This is a genomic window from Tritonibacter sp. AK171 (genome assembly GCF_030127025.1).
Lineage (GTDB): Bacteria > Pseudomonadota > Alphaproteobacteria > Rhodobacterales > Rhodobacteraceae > Epibacterium > Epibacterium mobile.
On sequence record NZ_CP126134.1, the window covers coordinates 866,413 to 881,035 of the forward strand.

12 protein-coding genes and 1 riboswitch are annotated in these 14,623 nt (G+C 59.9%); of the genes, 10 read left to right on the forward strand and 2 right to left on the reverse strand.

Annotated elements, in window-relative coordinates:
• Positions 1-68: 68 nt before the first annotated feature.
• Positions 69-1,235 carry a signal recognition particle-docking protein FtsY gene (gene ftsY / locus QNI81_RS04135; RefSeq protein WP_283967456.1) on the forward strand — a complete coding sequence of 389 codons (1,167 nt, stop codon included), beginning with the start codon at positions 69-71 and terminating at the stop codon, positions 1,233-1,235.
• A gap of 36 nt (positions 1,236-1,271) precedes the next feature.
• Here ftsY and QNI81_RS04140 read toward each other — a convergent pair whose 3' ends face one another.
• A complete protein-coding gene (locus QNI81_RS04140) occupies positions 1,272-1,763 on the reverse strand; it encodes an MgtC/SapB family protein (protein WP_239361638.1) in 492 nt (163 codons plus the stop codon).
• 107 nt (positions 1,764-1,870) lie between these two features.
• Here QNI81_RS04140 and QNI81_RS04145 point away from each other — a divergent pair, with 107 nt between their 5' ends.
• Both QNI81_RS04145 and QNI81_RS04150 read left to right on the forward strand, forming a co-directional pair.
• Entirely contained in the window at positions 1,871-2,776 is a 906-nt protein-coding gene (locus QNI81_RS04145) for an EamA family transporter (protein ID WP_283967859.1), read from the forward strand.
• Between the two features lie 44 nt (positions 2,777-2,820).
• Complete coding sequence (locus QNI81_RS04150) at positions 2,821-3,459, forward strand: inner membrane-spanning protein YciB (protein ID WP_283967457.1); 639 nt, start codon at positions 2,821-2,823, stop codon at positions 3,457-3,459.
• Between the two features lie 206 nt (positions 3,460-3,665).
• Here QNI81_RS04150 and QNI81_RS04155 read toward each other — a convergent pair whose 3' ends face one another.
• A complete protein-coding gene (locus tag QNI81_RS04155; RefSeq protein ID WP_283967458.1) occupies positions 3,666-4,598 on the reverse strand; it encodes an alpha/beta hydrolase in 933 nt (310 codons plus the stop codon).
• Positions 4,599-4,884: 286 nt separating this feature from the next.
• On the opposite strand from QNI81_RS04155, the gene QNI81_RS04160 reads away from it, so the two are divergent.
• The 7 genes from QNI81_RS04160 to ptsP all read left to right on the forward strand — a co-directional run bounded on the left by QNI81_RS04160 (position 4,885) and on the right by ptsP (position 14,340).
• Positions 4,885-5,286, forward strand: a complete 402-nt coding sequence (locus QNI81_RS04160; RefSeq protein WP_283967459.1) for a hypothetical protein — start codon at positions 4,885-4,887, stop codon at positions 5,284-5,286.
• A gap of 99 nt (positions 5,287-5,385) precedes the next feature.
• A riboswitch (SAM riboswitch) is annotated at positions 5,386-5,463 on the forward strand.
• A 77-nt stretch (positions 5,464-5,540) separates the two neighbouring features.
• Complete coding sequence (metZ, locus tag QNI81_RS04165; RefSeq protein WP_283967460.1) at positions 5,541-6,728, forward strand: O-succinylhomoserine sulfhydrylase; 1,188 nt, start codon at positions 5,541-5,543, stop codon at positions 6,726-6,728.
• A gap of 193 nt (positions 6,729-6,921) precedes the next feature.
• Positions 6,922-8,025: a GTP cyclohydrolase FolE2 gene (gene folE2, locus QNI81_RS04170; RefSeq protein ID WP_009177222.1), complete on the forward strand. Its 1,104-nt coding sequence runs from the start codon at positions 6,922-6,924 to the stop codon at positions 8,023-8,025.
• Between the two features lie 230 nt (positions 8,026-8,255).
• Positions 8,256-8,882 (forward strand): hypothetical protein, encoded by a 627-nt coding sequence (locus QNI81_RS04175; protein ID WP_283967461.1) that lies wholly within the window; start codon positions 8,256-8,258, stop codon positions 8,880-8,882.
• A 47-nt stretch (positions 8,883-8,929) separates the two neighbouring features.
• Entirely contained in the window at positions 8,930-10,378 is a 1,449-nt protein-coding gene (locus tag QNI81_RS04180) for a TrkH family potassium uptake protein (protein ID WP_283967462.1), read from the forward strand.
• A gap of 135 nt (positions 10,379-10,513) precedes the next feature.
• Positions 10,514-11,752, forward strand: a complete 1,239-nt coding sequence (locus QNI81_RS04185; protein ID WP_046002465.1) for an aspartate kinase — start codon at positions 10,514-10,516, stop codon at positions 11,750-11,752.
• Between the two features lie 347 nt (positions 11,753-12,099).
• Complete coding sequence (gene ptsP, locus QNI81_RS04190; protein WP_065322636.1) at positions 12,100-14,340, forward strand: phosphoenolpyruvate--protein phosphotransferase; 2,241 nt, start codon at positions 12,100-12,102, stop codon at positions 14,338-14,340.
• The last annotated feature ends 283 nt before the right edge of the window (positions 14,341-14,623 follow it).

The window sequence follows — 14,623 nt, forward strand, 5'->3', positions numbered from 1 at the left end:
CTCATTGCGCTTTGCATCCCGCGTCAAAGCGCATTAGGTGAAGGCCAAACGACCCTGCGGAGACCCAGATGGCGCTTTTTTCAAAGCTCAAGGAACGGTTGCTGAAATCCTCATCCCGCCTCGGCAAGGAGGTGGATGCGATTGTGGAAGAGGGGGCCGTGACCCCGGACCCCGTGCCGGAGACCACCCCGGACCCCGCGCCTGTTCAAGAGACGCAGCCTCCGGCAGAGACCACACCAGCTCCGGCCGATGCAGCCCCCGCCGACACACCGGCGGCAGGGGCGTCTACCGTTGCACCTGACCCCATTGTTCCGCCCGCCCCTGCACCGCAGGCGGAGGCATCCAGACCGGGCCTATTGGGTCGGCTCATGGGGCGCGGAAAAGCGTCCGAGCCGCGTCGGGTGCTGGATGACGATATGCTGGAAAGCCTTGAGGAGATGCTGATTGCCTCCGATATGGGGGTCGATACAGCGCTACGGGTGACCGCCAATATTGCCGAAGGTCGCATGGGGCGCCGGGTGTCGGGTCGCGAGATCCGAGAGCTTCTGGCGCAGGAAATCGCCCGCGTGATGGAGCCTGTGGCACGCCCGATGCCGCTTTATCCGTCCAAACCGCAGGTGGTGCTGGTGGTTGGCGTCAATGGTTCTGGCAAGACCACCACCATCGGCAAGCTCGCCAGCCAGTTCCGCGCGGCAGGGAAATCCGTGGTGATTGCCGCAGGCGATACATTCCGCGCCGCCGCAGTCGAGCAACTGCAAGTCTGGGGAGACCGCGCCGGTGTGCCAGTGCTGACCGCGCCCGAAGGATCAGATCCCGCGAGTCTTGCTTTTGATGCGATGACCAAGGCTGAGGCCGATGGTGCGGATCTCTTGATGATCGACACCGCCGGACGTCTGCAAAACCGCGCCGACCTGATGGAAGAGCTGGCAAAGATCGTGCGTGTCATTCGCAAAAAAGATCCCGAAGCCCCGCACAACACGCTTTTGGTGCTGGATGCCACCACCGGGCAAAACGCGCTCTCGCAGGTGGAAACCTTCCGCCAGCTTGCGGATGTTTCGGGGCTGGTGATGACCAAGCTAGACGGCACCGCCAAGGGCGGCGTTCTGGTGGCGCTTGCGGACAAATTCGGCCTGCCGATCCATGCCATTGGCGTGGGCGAGCAAATTGACGACCTTGCGCCCTTTGACCCCGAGGAGTTCGCCGCCGCGCTCACCGGGCTCGAAGACGGGGTTTGAAGACGGGGCTTGAAAACGGGACCTGAGGATCGGAGCTCAATGCCGGGTCATCCATCTCTCCACATGGCGCAGCGCAAACAGCACCGTGAGGACAATGGCCGTGGCCATCGCCGCCAGCGGCATCTGACCCGCGCCGCAGCCCAAACCGATCGCGCCTGCAAGCCAGAGCGAGGCCCCGGTGGTGACATTGCGCACCCGGTCCCCGGCAGTGAAGATCAGACCCGCTGCAAGAAAAGCCACACCGGCCGTGACCGCCTCGATCATGCGCAGAGGGTCGTTGCGCTGGGCCTCCGCGCCAAAATCAAGCGCGGCAATCTCGCGCCCGAGCACCACAAAGAGGCAGGCCGCGACGGCGACCAGAATATGGGTTCTGAGCCCTGCGGGTTTGTCGAGCATCTCCCGCTCCAACCCCACCAGCGCCGCCAATGCACTGGCCGCGAGCAGCCGGGCCAGCGCAACCGGCGCGGGCACCACGGAAAAGGTGCTGGTGAATTCACTGGTGATCTGCTGGATGGCGGTGTCGAACATGCTGCCCCAAGGTATCGTGTCGCGTATTCAACCTGCGCAACGGGACATGGTTCCCGAGTTTTTGGTTTTCATCGTTTGAGATTTCGCATTGAAGAGGACAGCACATGCTGAGCGACTGGCTGATTTCCCTAGAGGGCACCGAGGCAGGACGCCAACTGGCGTTGACCTTGGCAGTTTCCGCCGCGTTCTTGCACGCGGTCTTTGGCGCGCTGCAAAAAGGGCGGCATGATCCATGGCTCTCGCGCGGTGCGATTGATGCCTCATATGCCTTGATGGCAGCGCCGTTTGCACTGTTTGTGGTGCCATGGCCAGAGCCGCATATGTGGCTGATTTTCCTCGGCGTTTGGGTGATCCATGTGATCTATAAACTGCTGCAGGCGATGGCCTATACCAAGGGCGCCTACACCGTCGTCTACCCGGTTGTGCGAGGTACGGGGCCATTGTTTGCGGTCATCGGGGCCTACTGGCTCTTTGGTGAGACCTTCACGCTGGTGCAATGGCTGGGGGTTGGCGTGCTGCTGGCGGGGATCTTTGGTCTTGCGGTTTATAACTTTATCTTCCTTGTCACCGCGCGCGAAACCCTTGGGATTGCGCTGCTGCTTGCGGTGGCGACGGGGTCGTTTGTGGCGCTTTATACGACCTATGACGCCTATGGTATTCGGGCCACCGCCGATCCTTTCACCTTTCTGGCGTGGTTCTTTATGATCGATGGGATCACCATGCCGATTTATGCCTATTGGCGTTGGCGGCGGATGGGGGCCGATCAGCCGACAGTGGGGCCTTTGATGCTGCGCGGATTTTTCGGCGGGCTGGTGGCCTTTGCCTCTTTCGGGTCGATCATGCTGGCCACCCGTCTCGATAAGGTCGGTGAGGCCGCAGTCTTGCGCGAAACATCAACAGTATTTGCAGCACTCATCGGCTGGCTGGTGCTGAAAGAAACCGTCGGCCCACGCCGCATCGCCCTGATGGCGCTGATCGCCGTTGGGGCAGTCATTGTTGAAATGGGGGGCTAAGGGTGCCATCTGAGAGAGACGATTTGGGACATGAGAGGTCACCTATGAGCGAACAGACAAGCGATGCATCCACTGGTGAGGCGCGCAAGATCAGCCCCTTGGTAAAGAACCTGCTGGAGTTCGGCCCGGTTGTGTTGTTCTTCATCGCCTATCTCAAGCTCAAGGATCAGATGTTTGAGATCGGCGGCACCTCTTATGAGGGGTTCATCATCGTCACCGCTGGCTTTGTGCCGCTGATGGTGCTGTCGACGCTGATCCTGTGGAAGCTGACCGGCAAGCTGTCGAAGATGCAGGTGATGACGCTGGTGGTGATTGTGGTCTTCGGGGGACTGTCGGTCTGGTTCAACGACGAGCGGTTCTTCAAGATGAAGCCGACGATGATCTACCTGCTGTTTGGTGGCATCTTGGGCATCGGGCTATTGCGGGGGCAAAGCTACCTTCGGGTGGTGATGGAAGAAATGATGCCGCTTCAGGACGAGGGGTGGATGATCCTCACACGTCGCCTCTGTGCGTTCTTCTTTGGGCTGGCCGTGGCCAATGAGGTCATCTGGCGGATGATGAGCACCGAAACCTGGGTTTATTTCAAGACCTTTGGCCTCACGGCTGCGATGTTCCTGTTCTTCATGACGCAGGCGAAGCTGTTTCAGACCTACGGTATCGAAGAAGAGGGTGAGGCTGAGTGAGCGCGGACACCGGGCCTCGTTTCAGCTGAAAAGCGACCCGGTTTGAGGGTTTGCGCTGCGCTTCGCGCATCGCCGGGGGGGCGTGAGCCGCGCCTTTCAGGCGCGGCTCACGCCCGGCCCAACGCTTTTGGTGCAGCCTTTGGCTGTCGCGGAAAGGGGCGGGAGGACCCCCGTCTTTGAAGGAACAGGAGCCATCTCGGGGAGGGTCAGATCCGCTGCCAGATCGGCATAGGGCTTGGTTGCGGGCGCAGGCTCAGCAGACGTGACCAGCGCCGCGCGGGCACCTCTGGCAGGAGTTTCTGCATCAAGGGCAGGGGGGTGCGCTCCGGCTGACGCAAGAGGCGCTTGTACAGACGCAGCGCGCCCGGGCGCATGTAGGACGACCAGTGACACACCCGCCGCTCGGGCAGGCCGATGGAATGGCCCATCTGCGCCAAATGCTCCAGCGTATCGAGGCAATCAAGCTGCAGGGTTACCGCATTTGTCGCCTCAAACCCCTGACCAATGGCGCGATCGCCACGTTCGGGTGACCGGGTCAGGGTCTCGAACATAAAATCAAACGCATCGTTTTCACGGCTGGTGACGTTGAAAAACTCTGCCCGGCGTCCGGCGGGTGTCGCCAGCGCGGCTGCCGCTCGGCTCTGATAGCTGGCGCCGGTCAAAGAGATCACCCGTCCCACGGCACCGGCAGGCAGCCAATGAAGGGCCTCAAGTGCCACCTCGGACCCCAGAGAATGCCCGATGATATGGATGTCGCGGGCGGGGGCCTGTGCGTGCAGGCTGCGTACCACTTGTGCCAAGGCCCGTCCTGCCGCCAAGGCGCGTGCCTGCGCCGAGGCCAGCGTGCCTCGGGCGTCCCAGCCAAATGCCACTGCGAGCCCTTCGTCCCTCCGTCCAAGGCCAAAGCCGAGTTGGCGCGGCCATGATGGCGCACGCCACGGCATATGCTGTGGATCAAGCGACAGGATGTGGCGGTGCGGGCAGTGGTTTGGATTGCCGGGCTGGTATTTATAGCCATGCACCATAATCACCACCGGCCCCGGCACATGCGCCAGTCGCGCGATACCATCGTCAAACGACCTGAGCCGCGCATGAAGCACCGGCGTCTCACCCACTGCATTGATACGAATAACTGCCATCACAGGCCCCCAAAGCCATGATTTTTCCTATCCGGTAGCGGCCTACAGTGACGGGAAGGTGACGACTGGGTAACGGAGAGGTGACGCGACCCGGTGTGCGGCAGGGATGTCACATCAAAGGCGGGCCGCACGCGCGGCCTTTGTTGCGCATGGGGTGCCCCGCTTTGGCACGCGATCGGGCGATGTTCGCAAATTTTGTCTTTACCTACATGATGTAACGAGATGACATCCCCGCGATTTTTTGCCGGGACTGTTTGCCAAGACCCAATCGGAAAGGACCCTTCCCATGTTCAAAACCATTTTCAAACCTCTCGCCGCAATTTCGGTTTGCGCCATTGTGGCTGCATGTGGTGGTGGCGTGCCTGCAAGCAATCAGATGAACATCGACAGTGATGGCGATGGCCGATTCAGCGGCATCGCCGGTGTTGCATTCACCGAGCAGGAAATCAGAGACAACGCCTCCGCGATGATTTGCGGCGACGGTCCCATTGTTGATTTCCGCACCAGCGTGCTGCCGTCCGGGCCGGGCCATCTGACCTTTTCCGGGCGCTGTGCAAGCGGGCAGGCACCTGTCGCAGGGCAGGGACAGGTTGTGACTCCGACTATTGTGCCAGCAACGCCAGGTCCGACGCCACGCCCGGCAAAGACAGCAGGCACCTGGGATGGCTCCACGCCGTTTGTGGATTGACACCAGAGGGCGTGACGGGGCGCAGTCGGCTGCGTCCCCTCTTGACGCAAAGAACGCGCGAGAGTACGACATGCCGCAACACTGCGCTGGATCTGCGTAATGTTGCATCGTGGCGATTTGTTTACCGGATTGCGGGCCACGTTAAAAAACCGCTAAAGAGGTCAGGACGACGGGACTCCCTTTCGCTTGGCCGAACGGGAGTTTTTTTATGCGCGGCCCGCAAGAGAGTGGCGGTGACCGGCGGAGGCGATACGATGACTGAGACCTGGAACAAACGCACCAAACTGGTTCACGGCGGCACCCGGCGCAGCCAGTATAACGAGGTCAGCGAGGCGATTTTCCTGACCCAGGGGTTTGTCTACGACAGTGCAGAGCAGGCAGAGGCGCGGTTTATCGAAACCGGCCCGGATGAATTTATCTATGCCCGCTATGGCAACCCCACCGTCGCGATGTTTGAAGAACGTATCGCGCTGCTCGAAGGAGCGGAGGACGCTTTTGCCACCGCATCCGGCATGGCCGCGGTCAATGGCGCGCTGACCTCGATCCTGAAGGCCGGCGATCATGTGGTGTCAGCCAAGGCGCTCTTTGGGTCCTGTCTTTATATTCTCGAGAGCATCCTGACCCGCTATGGGGTTGAGGTGACCTTTGTTGATGGCACTGATCTGGACGCATGGCGTGCGGCCGTGCGTGCGGATACCAAGGCGGTGTTCTTTGAGAGCATGTCGAACCCGACGCTTGAGGTGATCGACATCAAAGGCGTCGCCGAGATCGCCCATGCGGTCGGCGCAACTGTCGTGGTGGACAATGTGTTCTCTACGCCAGTGTTTTCCAACGCCATCGAACAGGGCGCGGATGTGGTGGTTTATTCGGCCACCAAACATATCGACGGGCAGGGGCGTGCGCTGGGGGGCGTTGTGCTGGGCAGCAAGGATTACATCCGTGGCACGCTGGAGCCTTACATGAAACACACTGGCGGCTCGCTCAGCCCGTTTCATGCGTGGATGTTCGTCAAAGGACTGGAAACCATTGATCTGCGCGTCAACGCACAGGCCGCAAGCGCGCTGCAGATCGCAGAGGCGCTGGACGGTCATCCGGCCTTGGCGCGCACCATCTATCCGGGTCTGAAGACCCATGCGCAGAATGATCTGGTGCAGCGGCAATTGGGCGGCAAGGGCGGCACGGTGCTGTCACTGGATATCAAGGGCGGCAAGGAAGCGGCCTTTGCCTTCCTCAATGCGCTGACGATCCCGGTGATTTCCAACAATCTGGGCGATGCGAAATCCATCGCCACTCATCCGGCGACCACCACCCACCAGCGCCTGTCCGAAGAACAGCGCACGGAACTTGGGATCACCGACGGGCTGGTGCGGTTCTCCGTCGGGCTTGAAGATACCGACGATCTGATTGCGGATGTGAAACAAGCCCTTCAGGCAGTGCGTTAAAGCAGCAAAAAGCTGCCGCAGCAGGGGCCATTGGCTCTGCTGCGGCCTCACCCATGGGTCAGGTGAGGTGGTTCAAAAGGTCAGATCAGAGACCTTTAGTGGCGTTTTTAGGTGATCTGTTTTGTGTTTCCTGCCGTACTACCCTAGATAATTGCGAGCAGACGCTTTGCTGCTGGGACAGGAGTACGGGTTCATGAATATCCATTCTCGTGATGTGAACGATACGCCAGATCGCTCAGACGCCGAAGAGGCGCTGGCTGTGTTGCGCCGTTGGGCGGATGAGGCGAGCGAGACGGAAGTGGCGCAGCTGGACCCTGCCATCGCGCGGCTGTTGCCGGGCCGGGAAGTGCAAAACTATCCGGATCTGAAGCGCCAGTACCCGGAAGAATTTGACGCATCCGAGACCTACCGCGCCACGCTGCCGGATCTGCAAAACGGCCCGTCCAGCCTGATCCGGGGCGCAAAAGAGCAGATCCAGCATGTCGGTATTTCCAATTTCCGCCTGCCGATCCGCTTTCATACCCGCGACAACGGCGATCTGACGCTGGAAACCAGCGTGACTGGCACCGTGAGCCTTGATGCCGAGAAAAAGGGCATCAACATGTCCCGCATCATGCGCAGCTTCTACAAACATGCGGAAAAAGTGTTCTCCTTTGATGTGATGGAAGCGGCACTTGAGGACTACCTCAGTGATCTTGAGAGCGGCGATGCGCGGCTTCAGATGCGGTTTTCCTTTCCGGTGAAGGTGGAGAGCCTGCGTTCGGGCCTGTCGGGCTATCAGTATTACGACGTAGCGCTGGAACTGGTGCAGATGGGCGGGCAACGTCATCGCATCGTGCATCTGGATTACGTTTACTCCTCCACTTGTCCCTGTTCGCTCGAACTCTCAGAGCATGCGCGTCAGGCACGCGGGCAGTTGGCGACGCCACATTCGCAGCGCTCCGTTGCGCGGATTTCCGTGCAAATGGAGCAGGATAGCGGCTGTCTCTGGTTTGAGGACCTGATCGACCATTGTCGCCGCGCAGTGCCGACCGAGACGCAGGTGATGGTCAAACGCGAGGACGAGCAGGCCTTTGCGGAGTTGAATGCGGCCAATCCGATCTTTGTGGAGGATGCGGCGCGGCTGTTCTGCGAGGCGCTGCAAAGCGACGCGCGCGTCGGCGATTTCCGGGTTGTGGCGAGCCATCAGGAAAGCCTGCACAGCCATGATGCGGTCTCGGTGCTGACACAAGGGGTGATGTTCGCCGCCCCGAGCCTTGATCCGCAGCTGTTCTCAACTCTGATCCATCGCGGTTGAGGCGATCGATGCGAGGGGCGCTGCCCCTCGCGCTCCCCGAGATATTTATAAGAAGATGAAGACAAGGCCCCTTCATCGGAGGTCGGGTGCTGGTTTTTGCCGCATCGCGGCATTTTTCTGCTGTTGCGAAGGAAATTCATGTTAGCCTGAGTCGTGAGGGGGCGCTTGCGTCAGTCGACAGGGCGCCTTGCCCGTTTATGTGCGACAATCATCGACGCCGAGGAGATCACATGATCCGGTTTGAAGGTTTCAAAGACATCCCCACAACCCCGCAGGCTTGGGCAGGTTATGCCTTGGGTCAGCAAATGAAGATGATGCGCGCTGTGTCGGCGCTGGTGGCAGAAGCCCCGCAGCGCCAGTTGCATCTGGCGCAAGCGCTGCTGAAAGCACAGCAGGAGTGGATCAGCGGTTTGCCCAGTGGCTCTGTTGTTGCTGAGGCGGTGACCCCTGCGGCAGCCGCGCCTGCCAAAAAGCCCGCTCAGCCACGCAAACCTGCAGCGCGTAAGCCCGCCGCCCGAAAGGTGGCGACAAAAGCGACCCCGGTTAAAGCTGCGGCCAAGAAGACTCCGGTGAAGAAAGCAACGTCTGAGAAGACCCCGGCACCCAAAGCGGCACCACCCGCGCAGGCTGTGGATGCAAAAGCTGCTGCGGAAAAAACTGCACGCCCTACAGATTCTGTTGCGCGCGCGCCCATTGCCAAGCCAGAGCCTGCGGCACCTGCGCCCGGCGCCGCAGGCCCAGTCGCAGCGTCCAAGGCCAGCCAGCCAGCCCCGCGCAGGCGCGCCCGTGCCCCAGCGACGCCGCCTGCAATGCCCGCCAAGGAAGCCGGCAAAGAGGGCACAAAAGACAAGTCGTGATCGCTTTGGCTTGACAGTCTGAGTGGGGGTTGCCAACGCTGCGCCTCATGTTGGATCTGCGCCCCGTCGGATATGTCATCGGCCTGCTTGTCGCCATTTTGGGCGGCACCATGGTCTTTCCACTTCTCCTTGACCTCTATGATGGCAAGGGGGAGTGGCCGGTGTTTTTGGAAAGCTCCCTGTTTTGCCTGCTGGTCGGGGGCATTCTGGCCCTGACCTGCGCCAATGGCGTGGGGCGCGGCCTGTCGATCCGCCAGACCTTTTTGCTGACGACATCTGTTTGGGTGGTGCTGCCCCTATTCGGGGCGTTGCCCCTGATGCTGGGCGCGACCGAGCTGAGCTTTACCGATGCGTTTTTTGAGGCGATGTCTGGGCTGACCACGACGGGCTCAACCGTGATTTCGGGCTTGGATGATCTGCCGCGTGGGCTGTTGCTGTGGCGGGGCATTCTGCAATGGTTGGGGGGCATCGGCATTATTGTGGTGGCCATGGTGTTCCTGCCCGAACTGCGGGTGGGCGGCATGCAGATCTTTAAATCTGAAGCCTTTGATACCATGGGGAAAATCCTGCCACGCGCGCAGGAGATCGCCAAGCAGATCTCGGTGATCTATCTGGTTCTCACCATGGTGTGCGCGCTGGTTTACACCGTCTTGGGCATGGGGCCTTTTGATGCGCTGGTGCATGCAATGACCACCATGTCGACGGGCGGGTTTTCAAACTATGATGCCTCTTTCGGGACCTTCTCTGGCCCGGCGGAATATGCGGCGTCGCTCTTTATGATTGCTTCGGCGCTGCCCTATGTGCGCTACGTGCAATTGGTGAACGGGCAGATGACACCGCTGCTGCATGACAGCCAGATCCGCGCGTTTCTCTGGACCATCTTTGTGCTCGTCGGGGTGACGGCGGGCGTGTTGATAACGGTGTTTCCGCATCACCCCGAACAGGCAATCCGAGAAGCGCTGTTCAATATCGTCTCCATCATGTCGGGCACCGGTTTTGCCAGTGTCGACTATATGGGCTGGGGACCGTTTTTGATCATGATCTTCTTCTTTGTCGGGCTGATCGGGGGGTGTGCGGGCTCGACGGCCTGTTCGGTGAAGATCTTCCGCTATCAGCTGCTCTTTGCCTCCATTCGGGTGCAGGTACAGCGGATCCGCTCGCCCAATGGGGTGTTTGTGCCGCGCTATCAGGGACGTCCTGTGACGCCGGATGTGCTGAGCTCGGTGATCTCCTTCTTTATGTTCTTTGTCATCACGCTGGGCATTGTGGCTTGGGCATTGGCGCTGACGGGGCTGGATTTCATCACCGCGATTTCGGGTGCCGCAACCGCAGTGGCCAATATCGGCCCGGGTCTGGGCGATATCATTGGGCCTGCGGGCAACTTTGCGCCGCTGAATGATACCGCCAAGTGGATTCTGGCGATTGCCATGCTGATCGGGCGGCTGGAACTGATGGCGGTCTATGCCATCCTGACGGTTCGTTTCTGGCGCAGCTAAGCCTATCTGGGGCTGAAGGTTGCGCAAAACGCCCTTGGCCTTGAAATAAAGGGCTGGGCCATCTTGCTCTTGGCCGGTCGCTCGCCTAAGAACGCGCGAACCTTTAACCCCGCAAGCGGAGGGAAACCACACCTCATGCCCCTACTTGTGATGAAATTCGGCGGCACATCCGTCGCCAATCTGGATCGCATTCGCCGCGCCGCCAAACGTGTTGGCGTCGAAGTTGCCAAGGGCTATGACGTGATCGTCATCGTCTCCGCCATGTCCGGCAAGACCAACGAGTTGGTCGGCTGGGTGGGCGAGACCTCGCCGCTTTATGATGCGCGTGAATATGATGCGGTCGTGTCCTCTGGTGAGAACGTGACCGCCGGGCTGATGGCGCTGACGCTTCAGGAAATGGACGTGCCCGCGCGCAGCTGGCAGGGCTGGCAAGTGCCGCTCAAGACCAACTCCGCCCATAGTCAGGCCCGGATTGAGGACATCGGCACCGACAATATCAACGCCAAGTTCGGCGAGGGTATGAAGGTGGCCGTGGTTGCAGGTTTTCAGGGGATTTCGCCCGAGGGCCGCATCACCACATTGGGGCGTGGCGGGTCTGATACCACGGCGGTGGCCTTTGCGGCGGCCTTTGGGGCTGAGCGCTGCGACATCTATACCGACGTGGACGGCGTCTACACCACCGATCCGCGCATCTGTGAAAAGGCGCGCAAGCTCGACAAGATCGCCTTTGAGGAAATGCTGGAACTGGCATCCTTGGGTGCAAAAGTGCTGCAAACCCGCTCTGTGGAACTGGCCATGCGCTACAAGGTCAAATTGCGCGTGCTCTCCAGCTTTGAAGAACAATCCGACGAGGCCGGCACGCTGGTCTGCGACGAGGAGGAAATCATGGAATCCAATGTTGTAAACGGCGTTGCCTACTCTCGTGATGAGGCCAAGCTGACCTGTCTTTCGGTTGCGGATCGTCCCGGCATTGCGGCGACCATCTTTGGCTGCCTCTCTGATGCGGGCGTGAACGTCGATATGATCGTGCAGAACATCTCTGAAGATGGCCGCACCGATATGACCTTCTCTTGCCCCACAGATCAGGTGCAGCGCGCCGAGGTTGCGCTCAGCGCCTACAAAGAGAAGGGCGAGCTGAACTACGGTGAGCTGGTGGCGGATACCGGCGTGGCCAAGATTTCCGTCGTTGGGATCGGCATGCGGTCGCAGTCCGGCGTTGCCGCCAAGATGTTCAAGGTGCTGTCGGATGAGGGCATCAACATCAAGGTCATCACCACCTCTGAGATCAAGATCTCGGTGCTGGTGGATCGCAAATATATGGAGCTCGCGGTGCAGGCGCTGCACGACGCATTCGAGCTCGACAAGGCAAGCTGATATGCGTTGCAGCTGATCTTTTTGCGCGCCGGGGGCTCCTCCGGCGCGTTTTTGTTTAAACAGTCTAATTCATTGAGTTCATTGTCTCTATTTGCTGCACTGCAGCTAGAGAGGCCGCAGCGTTTGAGAGATGCAAATACGACGGGCACCGGCTCTGCACGCAGCGGTATTTGCTGGAAAACCTCTTGCCAGCGCCCCGGCCAGCCGACACATTGCCTGTGACGCCGTGTTTGGTGTGAAGAGAGTTGATGCGCATAAGCGTCATCTGCTATTCAGAACGCCGGACTCGGACGGGTGGGTAACAGGGCATCCGTGGCGTCAAATGAATAACCCGAGAAAGGGCCAACATGGTTGAGAACACGGAATCCGAAAGCAGAAAGCTTCTGGGTCGTCTGCGCGAGGCCATGGCAGGAGATGATGCAGGGCAGGCCCGCCTTGATAAGATCACTCAGCTGATTGCCGACAGCATGGGCACTGAAGTGTGCTCCATCTATCTGTTTCGCGACGAAGAAACACTGGAACTCTGCGCCACTGAAGGTCTGAACCGCGAATCCGTTCACCAGACCCGTATGCGTGTGGGCGAGGGGCTGGTGGGGCGCGTGGCGCGCACCGGCAAGGTCATCAACACCCCCGACGCCCCCAGCGCGCGCGGCTTTCGCTATATGCCCGAGACCGGAGAGGAGCGGTTCTCCTCCTTCCTTGGTATCCCGGTCCAGCGTCTGGGCGAGATGATGGGCGTTCTGGTGGTGCAGTCCAAGGAGAGCCGGGAATATTCTGCAGATGCGGTCTACGCGCTTGAGGTGGTGGCCATGGTCATTGCCGAGATGACCGAACTTGGTGCGTTTGTGGGTGAGGGCTCGGCGATGTCGCCGCTGCACCAGCAGTCCGTACTATTGAAGGGGATTACCGCGCAGGAAGGGGCGGCTGAGGGCAACATCTGGCTGCATGAACCCCGCGTGGTGGTCACCAACCCGATTGCCGATGATCCCCACCGCGAGCTGGAGCGCCTGCAAGAGGCGGTGGATGAGCTGCGTGTCGGCGTCGACAAGATGCTACAGGTGTCCTCCAGCGGAGATAAGGAGCAGGCGCAGGTTCTTGAAACCTATCGGATGTTTGCCAATTCCAAGGGCTGGATGCGGCGCATGGAAGAAGACATTGCGCGTGGCCTCAGCGCTGAGGCTGCGGTGGAAAAAGAGCAATCCCTCGCCCGTGGCCGTATGGCGCAGGTACAGGACGCCTATTTGCGCGAACGCCTGAGCGATCTGGATGATCTCTCGAACCGCTTGCTGCGCATTCTGACAGGGCAGGGCAAGGACACTGGCGCCGAGTTGCCGGAAAACCCCATTCTGGTGGCCCGCAATATCGGCCCGGCGGAATTGCTGGAATATGGCCGCAAGCTCAAGGGGATCGTCCTTGAGGAAGGCTCTGTAGGCTCTCATGCGGCGATTGTGGCACGGGCGCTGGCGATTCCGCTGGTGGTGCGCGCGGCGCGCATCACGACAGAGGGTCTGAACGGCGATCATGTGCTGGTCGATGGGGACAATGGCGTGGTGCATTTGCGCCCCGATGATCCCGTCGTCAGCGCCTTTCGCGACAAGATCGCCATGCAGGCACAAGCGCAGGAGCGCTATACCTCCATACGTGAGAAGCCTGCCATAACCACCGACGGACAAAGAATTAACCTGCTGATGAACGCAGGTCTGATGGCCGATTTGCCATCGCTGAATAACTCTGGCGCTGAAGGCGTGGGCCTGTTTCGCACCGAGCTGCAATTCCTCGTGCGCAACCAGATGCCGAAACGCTCAGAACTGGTGAGCCTCTATCAGCGCGTTCTCGAGGCCGCAGGCGGTAAGCGGGTGATCTTCCGCACGCTTGATATCGGCTCTGATAAAGTTCTGCCCTACATGAAGCCCACCGATGAGCCGAACCCGGCACTCGGCTGGCGCGCGATCCGGGTGGGTCTGGATAAGCCTGGTGTGATGCGCATGCAGTTGCAGGCGTTGATCCGGGCGGCGAATGGCGGGCCTTTGACGGTCATGTTCCCATTTGTGGCGCAATTCGAGGAATACCGCCTTGCGCGCGAAGAGGTTGCCAAGACCATCGAACGAGAACGTCGGTTGGGCCATGTTCTGCCCTCGTCGCTGGAAATTGGCGCGATGCTGGAAACACCCTCGCTTGGCTTTGCGCCGCTCAAGTTCTTTGAAGAGGTGGATTTTCTGTCAATCGGGGGCAACGATCTTAAGCAATTCTTCTTTGCGGCGGATCGTGAAAACGAGCGCGTGCGCAAACGCTACGATACGCTGAATGTGAGCTTCCTGAGCTTTATCGAGCGCATCGTGGAGCGCTGCGATATCTCTGGCACCCCGCTCAGTTTCTGCGGCGAGGATGCGGGGCGTCCGATTGAAGCGGTGTGTCTTGCAGCCATGGGCATCCGTACCCTGTCGATGCGCCCGGCATCCATCGGTCCGGTTAAATCGCTGCTGATGCGGGTGGATCTGGGCGAGCTGCGCAAGATCATCTCTGATGCGCGCCATCGCGGTGATCAGACGGTGCGGCCAGCGGTCATGCAGTACCTGCGCGAACTCTGAGCTTTCATGACGTCTGATCGTGCGGTCGCCTTCATTGAGGGCGGTCGCTCTGCATTTTATGCTGCGAATTCGGTCGCTGAAGCGTAATAACTGGTTTTCCTATTCGGACATTATTTAGGCTGCGCGCCCTATCATCATTAAATTAGTTTCAAATTTTAGATAAATTTGATCTTTTAGCCAGAACCGAAACGTTTCTCGGATCTGGCGTGTTTTCTGCGTCAGGTCACCTGTTGGCTCCGTGCACCCCCATCCAAACAAGAGACGGTCGCGATGGCGAAGTGAC

Excerpts from the sequence above, each read along its gene's own strand:
- ftsY (WP_283967456.1), top strand. The coding sequence starts at position 69 with ATGGCGCTTTTTTCAAAGCTCAAGGAACGGTTGCTGAAATCCTCATCC.
- QNI81_RS04140 (WP_239361638.1), bottom strand. The coding sequence starts at position 1,763 with ATGTTCGACACCGCCATCCAGCAGATCACCAGTGAATTCACCAGCACC.
- QNI81_RS04150 (WP_283967457.1), top strand. The coding sequence starts at position 2,821 with ATGAGCGAACAGACAAGCGATGCATCCACTGGTGAGGCGCGCAAGATC.
- QNI81_RS04155 (WP_283967458.1), bottom strand. The coding sequence starts at position 4,598 with ATGGCAGTTATTCGTATCAATGCAGTGGGTGAGACGCCGGTGCTTCAT.
- QNI81_RS04160 (WP_283967459.1), top strand. The coding sequence starts at position 4,885 with ATGTTCAAAACCATTTTCAAACCTCTCGCCGCAATTTCGGTTTGCGCC.
- metZ (WP_283967460.1), top strand. The coding sequence starts at position 5,541 with ATGACTGAGACCTGGAACAAACGCACCAAACTGGTTCACGGCGGCACC.
- folE2 (WP_009177222.1), top strand. The coding sequence starts at position 6,922 with ATGAATATCCATTCTCGTGATGTGAACGATACGCCAGATCGCTCAGAC.
- QNI81_RS04175 (WP_283967461.1), top strand. The coding sequence starts at position 8,256 with ATGATCCGGTTTGAAGGTTTCAAAGACATCCCCACAACCCCGCAGGCT.
- QNI81_RS04180 (WP_283967462.1), top strand. The coding sequence starts at position 8,930 with ATGTTGGATCTGCGCCCCGTCGGATATGTCATCGGCCTGCTTGTCGCC.
- QNI81_RS04185 (WP_046002465.1), top strand. The coding sequence starts at position 10,514 with ATGCCCCTACTTGTGATGAAATTCGGCGGCACATCCGTCGCCAATCTG.
- ptsP (WP_065322636.1), top strand. The coding sequence starts at position 12,100 with ATGGTTGAGAACACGGAATCCGAAAGCAGAAAGCTTCTGGGTCGTCTG.